General features: G+C 74.0%; 13 protein-coding genes. 6 read left to right on the top strand and 7 right to left on the bottom strand.

Annotated elements, in window-relative coordinates:
• Window positions 1-41: 41 nt before the first annotated feature.
• Together Cs7R123_RS11820 and Cs7R123_RS40130 are read right to left on the bottom strand one after the other, a co-directional pair.
• Window positions 42-1040 (bottom strand): aldo/keto reductase family protein, encoded by a 999-nt coding sequence (locus tag Cs7R123_RS11820; RefSeq protein WP_212826012.1) that lies wholly within the window; start codon window positions 1038-1040, stop codon window positions 42-44.
• A gap of 62 nt (window positions 1041-1102) precedes the next feature.
• Window positions 1103-3730 (bottom strand): WG repeat-containing protein, encoded by a 2628-nt coding sequence (locus Cs7R123_RS40130; RefSeq protein ID WP_244871767.1) that lies wholly within the window; start codon window positions 3728-3730, stop codon window positions 1103-1105.
• 171 nt (window positions 3731-3901) lie between these two features.
• Here Cs7R123_RS40130 and Cs7R123_RS11810 point away from each other — a divergent pair, with 171 nt between their 5' ends.
• The 6 genes from Cs7R123_RS11810 (at window position 3902) to Cs7R123_RS11785 (ending at window position 9182) form a co-directional block, all read left to right on the top strand.
• The gene (locus Cs7R123_RS11810) at window positions 3902-4711 is read left to right on the top strand and encodes an ABC-2 family transporter protein (RefSeq protein WP_212826010.1); all 810 of its coding nucleotides are present in this window, start codon (window positions 3902-3904) and stop codon (window positions 4709-4711) included.
• Complete coding sequence (locus tag Cs7R123_RS11805; RefSeq protein ID WP_212826008.1) at window positions 4704-5507, top strand: ABC transporter permease; 804 nt, start codon at window positions 4704-4706, stop codon at window positions 5505-5507. The genes Cs7R123_RS11810 and Cs7R123_RS11805 overlap by 8 nt, the downstream gene beginning before the upstream one ends.
• Window positions 5508-5518: 11 nt before the next feature.
• Window positions 5519-6493, top strand: a complete 975-nt coding sequence (locus Cs7R123_RS11800; protein ID WP_212826006.1) for an ATP-binding cassette domain-containing protein — start codon at window positions 5519-5521, stop codon at window positions 6491-6493.
• 123 nt (window positions 6494-6616) lie between these two features.
• On the top strand, window positions 6617-7870 hold the full coding sequence (locus Cs7R123_RS11795) for an MFS transporter (RefSeq protein ID WP_212826004.1): 1254 nt from the start codon (window positions 6617-6619) through the stop codon (window positions 7868-7870).
• Between the two features lie 263 nt (window positions 7871-8133).
• Complete coding sequence (locus Cs7R123_RS11790) at window positions 8134-8859, top strand: AzlC family ABC transporter permease (RefSeq protein ID WP_244871766.1); 726 nt, start codon at window positions 8134-8136, stop codon at window positions 8857-8859.
• Window positions 8856-9182 carry an AzlD domain-containing protein gene (locus Cs7R123_RS11785; protein ID WP_212826002.1) on the top strand — a complete coding sequence of 109 codons (327 nt, stop codon included), beginning with the start codon at window positions 8856-8858 and terminating at the stop codon, window positions 9180-9182. Before Cs7R123_RS11790 ends, Cs7R123_RS11785 begins: the two co-directional genes overlap by 4 nt.
• Before the next feature lie 146 nt (window positions 9183-9328).
• Here the strand turns inward: Cs7R123_RS11785 and Cs7R123_RS11780 are convergent, their stop codons facing one another.
• The 5 genes from Cs7R123_RS11780 to Cs7R123_RS11760 form a co-directional block, all read right to left on the bottom strand.
• Complete coding sequence (locus Cs7R123_RS11780) at window positions 9329-9934, bottom strand: response regulator transcription factor (protein WP_212826000.1); 606 nt, start codon at window positions 9932-9934, stop codon at window positions 9329-9331.
• A complete protein-coding gene (locus Cs7R123_RS11775) occupies window positions 9934-11121 on the bottom strand; it encodes a sensor histidine kinase (protein WP_212825998.1) in 1188 nt (395 codons plus the stop codon). Before Cs7R123_RS11775 ends, Cs7R123_RS11780 begins: the two co-directional genes overlap by 1 nt.
• Entirely contained in the window at window positions 11118-11849 is a 732-nt protein-coding gene (locus Cs7R123_RS11770) for an ABC transporter permease (protein WP_212825996.1), read from the bottom strand. The genes Cs7R123_RS11775 and Cs7R123_RS11770 overlap by 4 nt, the downstream gene beginning before the upstream one ends.
• Window positions 11846-12748 carry an ABC transporter ATP-binding protein gene (locus Cs7R123_RS11765; protein ID WP_212825994.1) on the bottom strand — a complete coding sequence of 301 codons (903 nt, stop codon included), beginning with the start codon at window positions 12746-12748 and terminating at the stop codon, window positions 11846-11848. Before Cs7R123_RS11765 ends, Cs7R123_RS11770 begins: the two co-directional genes overlap by 4 nt.
• A 77-nt stretch (window positions 12749-12825) precedes the next feature.
• Window positions 12826-13455: a DUF3043 domain-containing protein gene (locus Cs7R123_RS11760; RefSeq protein ID WP_212825992.1), complete on the bottom strand. Its 630-nt coding sequence runs from the start codon at window positions 13453-13455 to the stop codon at window positions 12826-12828.
• Window positions 13456-13493 lie beyond the last annotated feature (38 nt).

Here is a 13493-nt window from a genome sequence, read left to right as displayed (position 1 = left end):
TGGACGGTGCCCGCGGCTCGCCGCGTGTAGGCCGGACGCGCTCAGGGGCGCTGCGCGGGCGACTCGGTCTTGGCCGGGTCGCGTTCGGTGACCGGCTCGACGATCTCGTCGATCGCCTTGAGCAGGTCGGCGTCCAGTTTGACCCCGGCCGCCTTGACGTTGTCGTACACCTGCTCGGGGCGGCTGGCGCCGATGATCGCCGAGGAGACGTTCGGGTTCTGCAGCACCCAGGCGACGGCGAGCTGGGCCATGGTCAGCCCGGCCTGGTCGGCCAGCGGCCGCAGCAGCTGCACCTGGGTCAGCACGTCGTCGGCGAGCCAGCGTGAGATGAAGTTCGCGCCCGACTTCTCGTCCGTGGCCCGGGAGCCGGCCGGCGGCGGCTGGCCGGGCAGGTACTTGCCGGACAGCACGCCCTGCGCCATCGGCGACCACACGATCTGGCCGAGCCCCAGCTCCTCGCAGGTGGGGACGACCTCGGTCTCGATGACCCGCCACAGCATCGAGTACTGCGGCTGGTTGGACACCAGCGGGATGCGCAGCTCCGTGGCCAGCGCGTGCGCGGCGCGGATCTCGGACGCCTTCCACTCCGAGACGCCGATGTAGTGGGCCTTGCCGCTGTGCACGATGTCCGCGAAGGCGACCATGGTCTCCTCCAGCGGCGTGCTGTAGTCGTAGCGGTGCGCCTGGTACAGGTCGACGTAGTCGGTCTGCAGGCGGCGCAGCGAGCCGTCGATCGACTCCATGATGTGCTTGCGGGACAGGCCCCGGTTGTTGCGTCCGGGGCCGGTCGGCCAGAACACCTTGGTGAAGATCTCGACGCCGTCGCGGCGCTCGTCCTTCAGCGCCCGGCCGAGCACCTCCTCGGCGCGGGTGCCCGCGTACACGTCGGCGGTGTCGAACGTGGTGATGCCGCTGTCGAGGGCCGCGCGTACGCACGCGAGCGCGGCGTCCTCCTCGACCTGCGAACCGTGGGTGATCCAGTTTCCGTACGAGATCTCGCTGACGAGCATCCCGGAACGGCCCAAGTGCCGAAACTCCATGGCCCGACCCTAGACCAGCACGGAAATCGCTCTCCGGGCCGGGGGATGGACTGCGGGTGGCGTCAGAGCACCGGCTTGGTGTCGGCGAGCAGGCGGTCCAGCTCCTCCATCACGACCTGGCGGCTGGGCAGCTCGGGGTCGATGAAGGGGCGGCCCTTGCGGTCGAGCGCGCCCCACCGGCCGGTCGGCCCGGCGATGAGGAAGGCCACCGGGTGGATGACCAGCGCCGGGTGCACGGGCGGGACCACGACCGCACCGGTACGGTCCACGACGCCCTTGCGGCCGCCCGCGTCCACGATGGCCAGACCCTCGTCGGAGAACCCGTCGACGTAGCGGCCGTCGGTCAGCGCGGTGGCGAACCCGGTGAACTGGAACGGCACCACGACCCGGCCCTGCTTGTCGACCGCGCCCCAGCCGCCCCGGCGCACCGCGGCCAGGCCGCGGCGGAACGGGCGTACGTCGTCGAAGCCGGTGGAGATGACCACCCGGCCCTGCTTGTCGATGGCGACCCAGCCGCCCGCGCCGTCCCGCGACACCCAGGCCAGCCCGTCGGAGAACGAGCCGACGCCGAGCCATCCGGCGCGGCCGTCGATGAGCCGGTTGCCCGCCTCGTCGATCAGCTCCCAGGTCTCCATCTCCGGGCGCCGCACCCAGGCCGCCCCGTCCCGGAACGGCTGCACGTCGGCGAAGGCGGGGGAGATCACGGTGCGGCCGTCGGAGCCAGCGAAGCCCCAGCACTGCACCCGGTCGTCGAAGCGCGGCACCGGGGGCTTGCTGACCTGGAGGATCTCGTCGGAACTGCGCGGGTACGGCCCCATGCCGTTCTCGGCGATCTTCATCGAGACGGCGTCGAGGGCCATCTCGGTGCGCGCGATCAGCTCCGGGTCTTCGACCTTGCGCAGTTCGAGAGCCTTCTCGAAGTGGTTGAACGCCTCCATGTAGCGGCCCTGGTCCAGGCAGGACCGGCCCGCGTGCTCGTGCATGGTGGCGCGCAGCCGGTCGGGCAGCTCGCTGGAGTTGGCCTCGGCGAACAGCTTGTCGGCCTCGGTGAAGTCGCCGCGCCACTGGAGCACATGCGCCAGCCGGGCCTTGGCCAGCGCGATCCGGCGCAGCTCGCCGGTCGCCTCGGCGTGCACCAGCGCCATCTTGCCGTCGGACATGGCCTTGCTCAGGTCGCCGAGGATGCGCGACACGACGGCGCGCAGGCTCAGCAGCCGGGCCCGGGTCGGGTTGTCGGTGGCCGGGGTGAGCTTCTCGGTCAGCTTGTCGCGGATCTCGCGCAGCTCGTCGGGGCTGTCGACCAGCTCGCGCAGCGTCTCGTGGTGGAAGCGCCACTGGTATGCCGCGAGCACCTGCTCCGGGTCCGGCCCGCTCTCGGTCGGCTCCGGCGTCTCGTCGGCCGCGGCCTCCTGCGCCGCCGCCGTGGTGGCCGGGTCGGGCTCGGCCGCCGGGGCCGCGCCGGGGCGCACCAGCGGGTGCAGCATGGTCGGCGCCGACAGCGCCGTCGCCGCGCCCGCAGCGACAGCCGCGACGGGCAGCACCGTGTCAGGGCTGGCCACGACCGGTGCCGACGGCGTCGCCGGGGAGACCGGGTTGACCGAGACGGGGGCGGCGGAGACCGGCGCGGGGGAGACCGGGGCCGCTTCGGCGGCCGGGGTCTGCGCCGTCGGCGCCGGGGTGTCGTCGGTGATGGCGGCCATCATGCCGGTGTCGGCGGTCGAGTGCCGTCCCCGCTTGCCGGGCGCGGCGGGCGACACCGGGGCGGCCTCGGCCGCCGAAGGTTGCGCCGGGGCCGGCGGTGCGGTCACCGGCTGCGCGGCGATGACGGCGGCAGCCGCGGCCTGGGCCGCGGCGGGCTGCGCGGCACCGGGCTGGGCCGGGGCCTGCGTGCCGGCGCCGGGCACGGGAGCATTGGCCACGGGCGCACCGGGTGCCTGCGCGGCGACGCCGGGCTGGCCGGGCACGGGCTGAGCGCCCGTCGGCTGGCCGGGCTGCGGCGGCATCGGGTGGCCGGGCTGGCCGGGACGTCCCGGCGGCATGCCGGGCTGGCCCTGCGGCGGCTGGCCGTAGACCTGGCCCTGCTGCGGCGGGCGCGGGCCCTGCGGCGGGCCGTACTGCTGACCGGGGCCGCCCTGCTGACCGGGCCCACCCTGCTGGCCGGGCGCGCCCTGGGGGCGCCCGTAGACCTGGCCCTGCTGGGGCGGGCGGGGGCCCTGCGGGGGCTGGCCCTGCCGCTGCTGCGGCGGACCGTACTGCCCCGGGCCGCCGGGCTGGCCCTGCGGCGGCGGACCCTGCGGGTGCTGCGGCTGGCCGTAGACCTGGCCCTGCTGCGGACCGTTCGGGCCGTTCGGGCGGAACTGGGGCTGACCGGGCTGCGGCGGCATCGGGCCGGGGCGGCCGCCCCGCTGCGCGTTGGGGTGGCCGGGCTGGCCGGGGCGCTGGCCGGCGGCGGGCGGGAACGGGCCGGGCGGGTTCTGGCCGGGCTGCTGCTGGCCGTACTGCTGCGGGGCACCCTGTTGGGGTGCGCCGTACTGCCCCTGCGGGGGCTGCTGGGCCTGCTGCTGCGGGGGCTGCTCGCTCTGGGCCTCGGCGGGCGGACGCTGTCCGGGCACGCGCGACCACGGCGACGTTGGCGTGCCGGCCCAGGCCGGGGTGCCGCGGTGCCGCTCGTCGGTGCGCTCGTCGCTCACGCCCCACCTCGCCTGTCTAAGTGCCACTGCCGCGCAAACGCATCGCGGCCCGGAAGGACGCAAGGGTATGGTCTTCCGGCCCGGAAAAAGAATGCGGTTGCGAGTGGAGGGTACGGGGTGGGCTTCATCACCGCCACTGCGGATCGGCCCACAATCCGAAACTTCACCGAGATGGCCGCGCTAATACGGACATTAGGCGCATCAGGCTTCCGCAGATTCGCCACCTACCGGCAGGCCACCGTGGCGGCGACGGTCACCAACTCGGTGTTCGGCCTCCTGCGGACGTACGTGATGCTCGCCGTCTCGGCCGCCGCGACCGCCACGGGCGCCGCCGCCGCCGGGTACAGCGGCGAGCAGCTGGTCCTCTACGTCTGGGCCGGGCAGGGCCTGATCGGCGTGGTGATGCTCTGGGGCTGGACCGACCTGGCCGACCGGATCCGCTCCGGTGACGTGGTGATCGACCTGCTCCGCCCGGTCGACCCGGTCTTCGCCTTCCTCGCCGCCGACCTGGGCCGCGCGCTGTACGCCGTGCTCACCCGCTTCGCCGTGCCCATCGTGACCGGCGCGCTGATCTTCGACATGTACCTGCCGCGCCGCCCCGCGACCTACCCGCTGTTCCTGCTGTCGGCGCTGCTGGCGACCGTGGTCAGCTTCGCCTGCCGGTTCCTGGCCAACGCCACCTGCTACTGGCTGCTGGACTACCGGGGCGTGGGCATGGCCTGGGCCGTCTTCTCCGGCCTCTGCGGCGGCCTGTTCTTCCCGATCCGGTTCCTGCCCGACTGGGCCGCCGCGCTGCTGTGGTTCGGCACCCCCGGCCCGTCGCTGCTCCAGGCGCCGCTGGACGTGCTGACCGAGCGCGACGGCTGGGCCGTCCAGCTCGGCATCCTGGGGATCCAGGCGGCGTGGGCGGTGCTGCTGCTGTGGCTGTGCCGGGTCGTGCAGCGGCGCGCCGAGCGCAGGCTGGTGGTGCAGGGTGGCTGAGCGGCTGCGGATCTACCGTGAGCTGGTCCGCGCGCAGGTGCGCGGGCAGGCGTCGTACCGGCTGAGTTTCGCCCTGGACCTGCTGGGCAACCTGCTGTTCTTCGGCTCGGACCTGATCGCGGTGCTGGTGGTGTTCCGGCAGGTGCCGGCGCTGGGCGGGTTCAGCCTGCGCGAGACGCTGGTCGTGTTCGGCCTGGCCGCGACCGGGTTCGCCCTGGCGGACCTGGCCGTCGGCAACATCGAGCGGATGAAGATGTACGTGCGCACCGGCCTGCTCGACGCGGTGCTGATCCGCCCGCTGGGCGTGCTCGGGCAGCTGCTGGCCCTGGACGTCGGGGTGCGCCGGATCGGCCGGGTGGTGTACTCGATGCTGCTGCTGGTCGTCGCCCTGGACGCCGCCGACGTGCGGCTGACCCCGGTGCGGGTGCTGATGCTGGTGCTCACGCCGCTGTCCGCGGCGGTGTTCTTCTGCGCGTTCTTCGTCGCCACGTCCACGGTCGCGTTCTGGTGGGTGGAGTCGGGCGAGCTCAGCAACTCGCTGACCTACGGCGGGCGCGACTTCACCTCGTACCCGATGCCGGTCTACGGCACCTGGCTGCGCCGCTTCTTCGGCTTCGCGCTCGGCTTCGGCTTCGTCAGCTACTACCCGTCGCTGGTGGTGCTCGGCCGCGCCGACCCGCTCGGCGCACCGGCCTGGCTGAGCTGGTCCGGCCCGGCCGTGGCCGCGCTGGCCGCCACCGTGGCCTGGCTGATCTGGCGCACCGGGGTGCGCCACTACCGCAGCACCGGCTCGTGAGGGGGAGCGCGATGAACGTCATCGAGGCGTACGGCCTGCGCAAGGAGTTCGACGTCCGGGTCCGCACCGGGCGGTTCCGCCGCGAGCGCCGCACCGTCGAGGCGGTCGCCGGGGTCGACCTGGTGGTCGAGCGCGGCGAGATGCTGGGCTACCTGGGGCCCAACGGGGCCGGGAAGTCGACCACGCTGAAGATGCTCACCGGCGTGCTGCACCCGTCCGGCGGCCGGGTCTCGGTGTGCGGGCTGGCCCCGGTGCCGCAGCGCATCAGCCTGGCCCGGCGCATCGGCGTCGTGTTCGGCCAGCGCTCGCAGCTGTGGTGGGATCTGCCGCTGCGCGACTCGTTCGAGCTGCTGCGCCACATCTACCGGGTGCCCGCCGCCGAGCACGCCGCCCGGCTGCGCCGCTGCCGCGACCTGCTCGACCTGGACGCGTTCCACGACACCCCGGTGCGCCAGCTGTCGCTGGGCCAGCGCATGCGCGGCGAGCTGACCGCGGCGCTGCTGCACGGGCCGCGGATCCTGTTCCTGGACGAGCCCACCATCGGCCTGGACGTGGTCAGCAAGCAGGCGGTGCGCGGCTTCCTGGCCGAGCTCGGCGCCACCGGCGACACCACCATCGTGCTGACCACGCACGACCTGGCCGACATCGAGCGGCTGTGCCGCCGCATCGTGGTGATCGACCACGGCCGGGTGGTGCACGACGGCTCCATCGAGGCCCTGCACGCCCGGTACGGCTCGCAGCGCCGCCTGGTCGCCGAGCTGGACGAGGTCCCGCCCCGGCTGCCCGACCTGCCGGGCGTGCGGCTGGAGTCGGCCGAGGGCGGGCGGCTGACCTTCGCCGTCGACCGCACCGCACCGATCGGCACGCTGGTGGCGCAGCTCACCGCCACCGGCGCCCTGCGCGACCTGTCCGTCACCGAACCGGAGATCGAGGCGGTCATCGCCCGGCTGTACCAGGGCGCGCAGGTGCCCGCGCCCCGGGAGTGAGGACGCCGACAGTCCCGCCCTTAACCGATCTTGGCCGGGTACAGTGGTCGGCGCACAGGGCCGCAAGGGGTGCGTCGGTTGGGTGGGACGACGCGCATGACCTGCGTCGTACCTGGAGAGATCTTGTCGGCCCCTCGTGCCTCCTACCGTGAACTGGTCCAGCTGACCGGACCCTGGTTCCTCGTCCTCGCCTTCCTGGCCCGGCTGCCCGCCGCCATGGGCCCGCTCGGCGTGATCACCCTGGTCGTGGCCGCGACCGGCAGCTACGGCACCGCCGGTCTGGCCGCGGCCGCGTTCGGCCTCGGCGCCGCGGTCGGCGGCCCCGTCGTCGGCACCCTCGCCGACCGGTACGGCCAGCGCGCCGTCGGCGTCGCCGCCGCCGGGCTCGACGCCCTCGCCTACGCCGCGCTCGTCGGCGCCGTCCTCGGCGGCCACCGCACCGCCGTGCTGCCGCTGGCCGCGCTGGCGGGCTTCGCGATGCCGCAGGTCGGCCCGCTGGTGCGGGTCCGCTGGGCGGTGCTGCTGGGCGAGCGCGGCCAGCAGCGCAGGCTGCCCACCGCGATGGCGTACGAGGGCGCCGCCGACGAGGCCTCGTTCCTGGCCGGACCGGCGCTGGTCGGAGTGCTGGCCCTGACCGGCCGAGCGGCTGCGCCGCTGCTGGTGGCCGCCGTGCTGACCCTGCTCGCCGCGATCCCGTTCGCCCTGCACCGCACCGCGCCGCCGGTGGTACGGCTGCCGCGCACCCCGGGCCGGCCCGACGCCGGGCAGCGCCTGCCGGTCGGCCGGGTGGCGGTGCTGGTCGCCGCGATGTCCGTGATCGGCGTCGTGTTCGGCGCCACCCAGACCGCCGTCACCGCCTTCGCCGACGCGATCGGATCCGCCGGTTCGGCCGGGCTGATCTACGCGGTGCTCGGCGTCGGCAGCGCCCTGTCCGGACTGGCCATGGCCTGGCTGCCCGCCACGTTCGGCCCGGTCAGCCGATATGTCGCCGCGGCCGCCGCGCTGGTCGGCGGGGCGGCGGCGCTGCTGCTCGCCGGGTCGATCGCCACCGCCGTGGTCGCCGTGATCGTGCTCGGGGTCACCGCCGCCCCGTACCTGATCTCCGGGTACGCCCTGGCCGGCCGGCTCAGCCCGCCGCGCCGCGCGGGCATGGTGATGACCCTGCTGGCCAGCGGCGTCGTCGCCGGGGTGTCCCTGGGCGCCGCGATCGCGGGCCGCTTGGCTGACACGGCCGGTTACCGGGGCGCCTTCGCCGTTCCGCTCGCCGCCGCCCTGCTGGGGCTGGTGCTCGCCCTGCTCGCGGCGCCGCGCCTACGACGCGCGCTGTCGACCCCCGAGCCCGCACCCACCCACCCCGCCCTGGCTCCCGCCCACTGAGGGTGGAGGGGCAGACCTCCACCCCTCCACCCCTCCACCCCTCCACGCCGCCACGCCCCGTTTTTCATAAACGTTGGCCTATCTCATCGAGTTTGATCTCGCCCCATTCGATGAGATAGGCCAACGTTTATGGAAGGCGCTCTCTTGGCGCGCGTCTCGCGCGGTGGTCCAGGTGATGGGACCGGCGGTGCGGGGGACGGGGGCGCGGAGGGGTCCGGTTAAGGTGGGTGTAACTACCGGACAACCCCAGAGGTGGTTACAGAGTGGGCTCCACTGAGCGTGCCGACGGTGCGGTACGGGACACGGCGCTGCTGCGCGACGCGCTGGCGATCGGGGCGGCGGCCGGGGTCATCGGCCTGTCGTTCGGCGCCATCGCCGTGGCCGGCGGCCTGCCGCTGTGGGCACCGGTGCTGATGTCGCTGGTCGTGTTCGCGGGCGGGTCGCAGTTCCTCGCCGTGGCGTTCGTGGCGGCCAGCCCCGTCGCCGCCGTGCTCGGCGGCATCCTCGTCAACGCGCGGCACCTGCCGTTCGGCCTGGCCGTCGGCGGCTCGGTCGGTGACACCCTCGGCGCCCGGCTGCTCGGCTCGCACCTGCTGATCGACGAGTCGACGGCGTTCGCGCTGGCCCAGCGCGACCCGGCCCGCAGCCGCCGGGCCTTCTGGGCGGTCGGCATCGCGATCTTCCTCACCTGGAACATCGGCACCGTGGCCGGAGCGCTGCTCGGCGGCGCCGTCGGCGACCCCGCCGTGTACGGCCTCGACGCCGCGTTCCCCGCGGGCCTGCTCGCCCTGCTCATGGCCTCACTCAAGGACCGCCCCACCCGGTACGCCGCCCTCGCCGGCGCCGCGATCGCCGTGCTGACCACCCCGCTGCTGCCCGCCGGGCTGCCGGTCCTCGTGGCGCTGGCCGGGGTGGGCGCGGCGCTGCTGGTCCCCACCCCGCGCCCGCGCACCGCCGCGGCCGCCGACCCCGAGCGGGAGACGGTATGAGCACCACGACGACGACCCTGCTGGTCATCTTCGGGCTGGCCGCGGGCACGTACGCGTTCCGGGTCGCCGGGGTGCTGCTGCGCGACCGCCTGGTGCTGCCCGAACGCCTGCGGCACCTGCTGCCCATCGCGGCCACGACGCTGCTGGCCGCCCTGGTCGCCACCGCCGTGTTCACCGAGTCGGGGCGGGTGGCGCTGGGCTTGGCGCGGCCGGTCGGGGTGCTGGTCGGCGCGGTCCTGGCCTGGCGCCGCGCCCCGTTCGTCCTCGTCGTCGTGGCGGCCGCCGCCACCGCGGCCCTACTCCGCCTGGCCGGCCTCCCCTGATCCGGCTCGGCCAGGACATCGCGCGTTGAGGTGACCGGAAATCGCGATCTTCGGGCCCGGTCCGGTCGTTGATCGGCATCTCCGGTCGGAACCTGGCCCTCCAGCCGAGATTCCGACCGCAGACCGCGATCATCGCGGCCCGCGGGTTAGAGCCAGCCGGCGGCGCGGGCGGCTTGGACGGCTTCCATGCGGTTGCGGGTGTTGGTCTTGCCGATGGCGGCCGACAGGTAGTTGCGGACCGTGCTCTCCGACAGGTGCAGCCGTGCCGCCAGATCGGCGACCGTGGCGCCGTCGGCGGCGCTGGCCAGCACCTCCCGCTCGCGCTCGGTGAGCGGGCTCGGCCCGGCCGACAGCGCCGCCGCGGCCAGCGCCGGGTCGATCACGGTCTCCCCGGCCAGCACCCGCCGGATCGCCGCGGCCAGCGACTCCACCGGCCCGTCCTTGACCAGGAACCCGCGCGCTCCGGCGTCCATGGCCCGGCGCAGGTAGCCGGGGCGGCCGAAGGTGGTCAGGATCAGCACCCGGCACTGCGGGGCCTGCGTACGCAGCAGCGCGGCGGCGTCGAGGCCGGACAGTCCCGGCATCTCGATGTCGAGCAGTGCCACCTCGGCCCCGCTGCGCAGCGCCGCGTCCACGACCTGGTCGCCGCGGTCGACCTGCGCGACGACCTCCAGGTCGGGTTCCAGGTCGAGCAGCAGCGCGAGCGCGCCGCGCATCATGCCCTGGTCCTCGGCGAGCAGTATGCGGGTCATCAGGCTGCCTCCGGCGCGGTGGCGCGCAGCACGAAGCCGCCGCCGTGGCTGGTGCTCAGGTCGATCACGGCCAGCACGCCGCCGACCAGGGCCAGCCGTTCGGCGAGTCCCCGCAGCCCGTTGCCGTGGGCAGTGGGGTCGGCGCTGCCGCCGCGACCGTCGTCGCGCACCTCCAGCTGCCACTGCCCGGGGCGGCTGAGCGCGATGACGCAGGTCCCGGCGCCGCTGTGGCGGATCACGTTGGTGGCGGCCTCGCGTACGACCCACGCGAACGCGTCGTCGAGCTGCGGCGGCAGCGCCTCCTCGGTGGTCTTGACGGTGGTGTCGATGCCCGCGTCGGCCAGGGCGGCGCCGGCTCCGGCCAGCTCGGCGGTGAAGGCGCGGGTGCGGTACCCGGTGATGGCCTGGCGCACCTCGGTCAGCGCGGTGCGGCCGATCTGCTCGATGTCGCCGGCCTCGCGGGCGGCGGCGGCCGGGTCGCGTTCGGCCAGGCGCCGCACCACCTCGGCCTTGACCACGATCACGGACAGGCTGTGGCCGAGCAGGTCGTGCAGGTCGCGGGCGAAGCGCAGCCGCTCCTGCTCCACGGCGGCATGGGCGAGCTGGTCGCGGGTGGTGCGCAGCTCGCGGACCAGGCGCATGAGACGGCGTACGACCAGGACGAGCGCACCGGCCATGACCAGGTTGAAGGCGTTGTCGCCGAGGTCGGACCAGTGCTGGCCGTGCAGGTGGCCGACGCCCACGAGCGCGGCGACGCAGCCGACCAGCCACAGGTGCGCCCACGGGGTGGGGTAGAGGGCGGCGCCCGCGGCGGCCAGGTAGAGGGTGAGGCCGGTCCAGCCGCCGGGCTGGGCGCCGTACGCCAGGGCCAGGGCGAGGCCGAGCACGGTGAGCAGCCCCAGCATCACGTGGTCGCGGGGTTTGGGCACCGGGTCGGGGTCGCCGAACCCGCGCACCACCACGGTCAGGTAGAGCGGGATGAAGGCGATCAGCCCCAGCACCGCGAACAGCACCGGGTGGACGTGCCCCTCCAGGATGGCGCGGAAGGTGGGCACGAGCGGCCAGAGCCAGATCGCGGCGAAGACCACGCCCCGCCGCATGCCCCGGCGGTGCGCGGTCTGCTCGTCGACGCCCGAGGGCGGATACGGCACCGCCGTACCCGCCCCGCGCGTGAACAGTCCGATCACTTCTGCGCCGCCGAGCGGCGGTACATCAGGGCGGCCAGGCCGCCGAAGACCAGGGTCCAGCCGACCAGGATGGCCACGCCGCCCAGCGGCGGCGCCTTGTCCCCGGCGACCGACCAGCCGAGCTCGGCGTACCGGTTGCTCGGCAGCCAGGTTGCGATCTTGGCCAGCGCGGTCGGCATCGCCTCCACCGGCACGAACAGGCCACCCAGGAACGCCAGGCCGAACACGCCGAGCATGCTGGCGGGCTGGATCAGGTTCGGCGGCAGCGAGAAGCCCAGGGCCAGGCCGAGCGCGGCGAACGGCAGGCTGCCCAGCCACAGCAGCCCCACCAGGGAGACCCACTGTAGGGCCGACAGGTCCACCCCGTTGCGGGTCGCGGCGATGATGCCGACCGCCGCGACCGACGGGATCGCCATGATCGAGGCGAGCACCGCCTTGACGACGACGACCTGCCCGGGAGCCAGCGGGGAGATGCGCAGCTGGCGCAGCCAGCCCGCAGCCCGTTCGTGGGCCACGCCGATGCCGACCGACATCACGCCGACCAGCGCGCCGTACGCCGCCATGCTCACCATCAGGTATGCCGCGACCTTGACCGAACCGATCTTGTCGGCGGCACCGGCGCTGCCGGTGCTGATGAAGTAGATGAGCACCGGCAGCACGATCGTGAACACGATCACGCGCGGGTCGCGGATGAGGCGCCGCAGCTCGAAACGCAGGTAGGCGATCATCGGGCCGGCTCCATCTCGGGCTTGGCGGTGAGGGTGAGGAAGGCTTCTTCGAGCCCGGCGCCGGTGACCTCCAGGTTGACGACCCGGTGGCCGCCCTCGAACAGGGCGCGCACGGTCAGGTCGGAGTCGTCGCAGCGCAGCACGACCCGCTCGCCGCGGGCCTGTGCGGAGACCACCCCGGGCAGGTCGGCGTAGGCGTCCGGCTCTCGGCCGTCGCGGTCGAAGCTGACGGTACGTCCCCCGGCCAGCTTCTTGATCTCGGCGCCGCTGCCGTCGGCCACCACCCGGCCGCCGGAGATCACGATGACCCGGTCGGCGAAGTCGTCGGCTTCCTCCAGGTAGTGCGTGGCGAACAGCACGGTGCGGCCGGTGGCGGCGTAGCGGCGCATCGCGGCCCAGAACTGCTGGCGGCTCTCGACGTCCAGCGCGGCGGTGGGCTCGTCCAGGATCAGCAGCTCGGGGTTGCCCGCCAGGGCGAACGCGAACCGCAGCCGCTGGGACTGGCCGCCGGAGAGCTTGTCCGAGCGGCGGTCGGCGATCGAGGCGACGTCGGCGGTGGCCATGATCTCGGCCAGGGGGAGCGGGTCGCGGTAGAGCGAGCGGGCCAGCTCGACCAGCTCGCGTACGGTCGCGCTGGCGGGGAAGCCTGACTCCTGGAGCATGGCGCCGACCCGGCCGGCCCGCACCGCGTCGGCGGGGGAGGTGCCGAACACCTCGACCGTGCCCTCGGTCGGCGTCAGCAGGCCGAGGATCATGCTGATGGTGGTGGACTTGCCGGCACCGTTGGGGCCCAGCAGGGCCACGGTCTGGCCCCGGGCGATGGACAGGTCCACCCCGTCCACCGCCCGGACCGCGCCGTAGTTCTTTGCGACCGCGTTCAGCCGCACCGCGTCTGTCATGGGCCCAACGTTAGATTCGCGCCGTATCGGCGGGCAGAGCCGCTGATACGGAGTGCGGCAGGACAGATGTCCTATGCCTACTTCTGCGCGACGACCGGGTCGCCGATCTTGACCTGGCAGTTGGGCATGCGCATGCGGCGGAAGCTGATCGCGCGCATGATGCCGTAGAAGTACAGCGAGCCCATGCGCTCGGTGTTCTTCGGGAAGTTCTGGCTGACCAGCTTCTTGATCTTGCGGCTCAGGATGAAGCTGTCCACGATCACGGCCAGGCCCAGCGCCAGCCAGGCGATGTTGCCCGCCAGCGCCACGCGCGGGTCGCGCCACATCATCAGGAAGAAGATGATCAGGGTGGCGCCGAAGAAGTAGCTGCCGATGTTGCGGCGCGAGTCGACGATGTCGCGCACCATGCGGCGCACCGGGCCCTTGTCCCGCGGCATCAGGTGGCGCTCGTCACCGCTGCGCATGCCCGCCATCGCCTCCTGGCGGTCGGAGCGGGCCTGCTCGCGGGCGAGGCGCTTGGCCTCGCGGCGCTCCTCCGGCGTACGCGGCTGCTGCACGGCGGCGACGCGGCGGCGCTGCGCGGTGCGCTTCGGGGTGGCCTTGCCCTTGCTGGGCGTGTAGGCACGGGGACCCGCCGCCGCCTCGACCTCAGCCTCAGGCTCGGTCACGGTGGGGGCGTTGCTGGTTTTACGGGAGAACAACGGCACGCCAGCAAGGGTACAGCGGCATCGGGGGGTGGTGACAC

It is taken from the genome of Catellatospora sp. TT07R-123, assembly GCF_018327705.1.
GTDB lineage: Bacteria > Actinomycetota > Actinomycetes > Mycobacteriales > Micromonosporaceae > Catellatospora.
Note: the sequence above shows the minus strand (reverse complement) of the source record. Positions and strands in the feature narration are given on the sequence as shown.

Coding starts and splice junctions, on each gene's coding strand:
- Cs7R123_RS11820 (WP_212826012.1), bottom strand. CDS start 1,040: ATGGAGTTTCGGCACTTGGGCCGTTCCGGGATGCTCGTCAGCGAGATC.
- Cs7R123_RS11810 (WP_212826010.1), top strand. CDS start 3,902: ATGGCCGCGCTAATACGGACATTAGGCGCATCAGGCTTCCGCAGATTC.
- Cs7R123_RS11800 (WP_212826006.1), top strand. CDS start 5,519: ATGAACGTCATCGAGGCGTACGGCCTGCGCAAGGAGTTCGACGTCCGG.
- Cs7R123_RS11785 (WP_212826002.1), top strand. CDS start 8,856: ATGAGCACCACGACGACGACCCTGCTGGTCATCTTCGGGCTGGCCGCG.
- Cs7R123_RS11780 (WP_212826000.1), bottom strand. CDS start 9,934: ATGACCCGCATACTGCTCGCCGAGGACCAGGGCATGATGCGCGGCGCG.
- Cs7R123_RS11770 (WP_212825996.1), bottom strand. CDS start 11,849: ATGATCGCCTACCTGCGTTTCGAGCTGCGGCGCCTCATCCGCGACCCG.
- Cs7R123_RS11765 (WP_212825994.1), bottom strand. CDS start 12,748: ATGACAGACGCGGTGCGGCTGAACGCGGTCGCAAAGAACTACGGCGCG.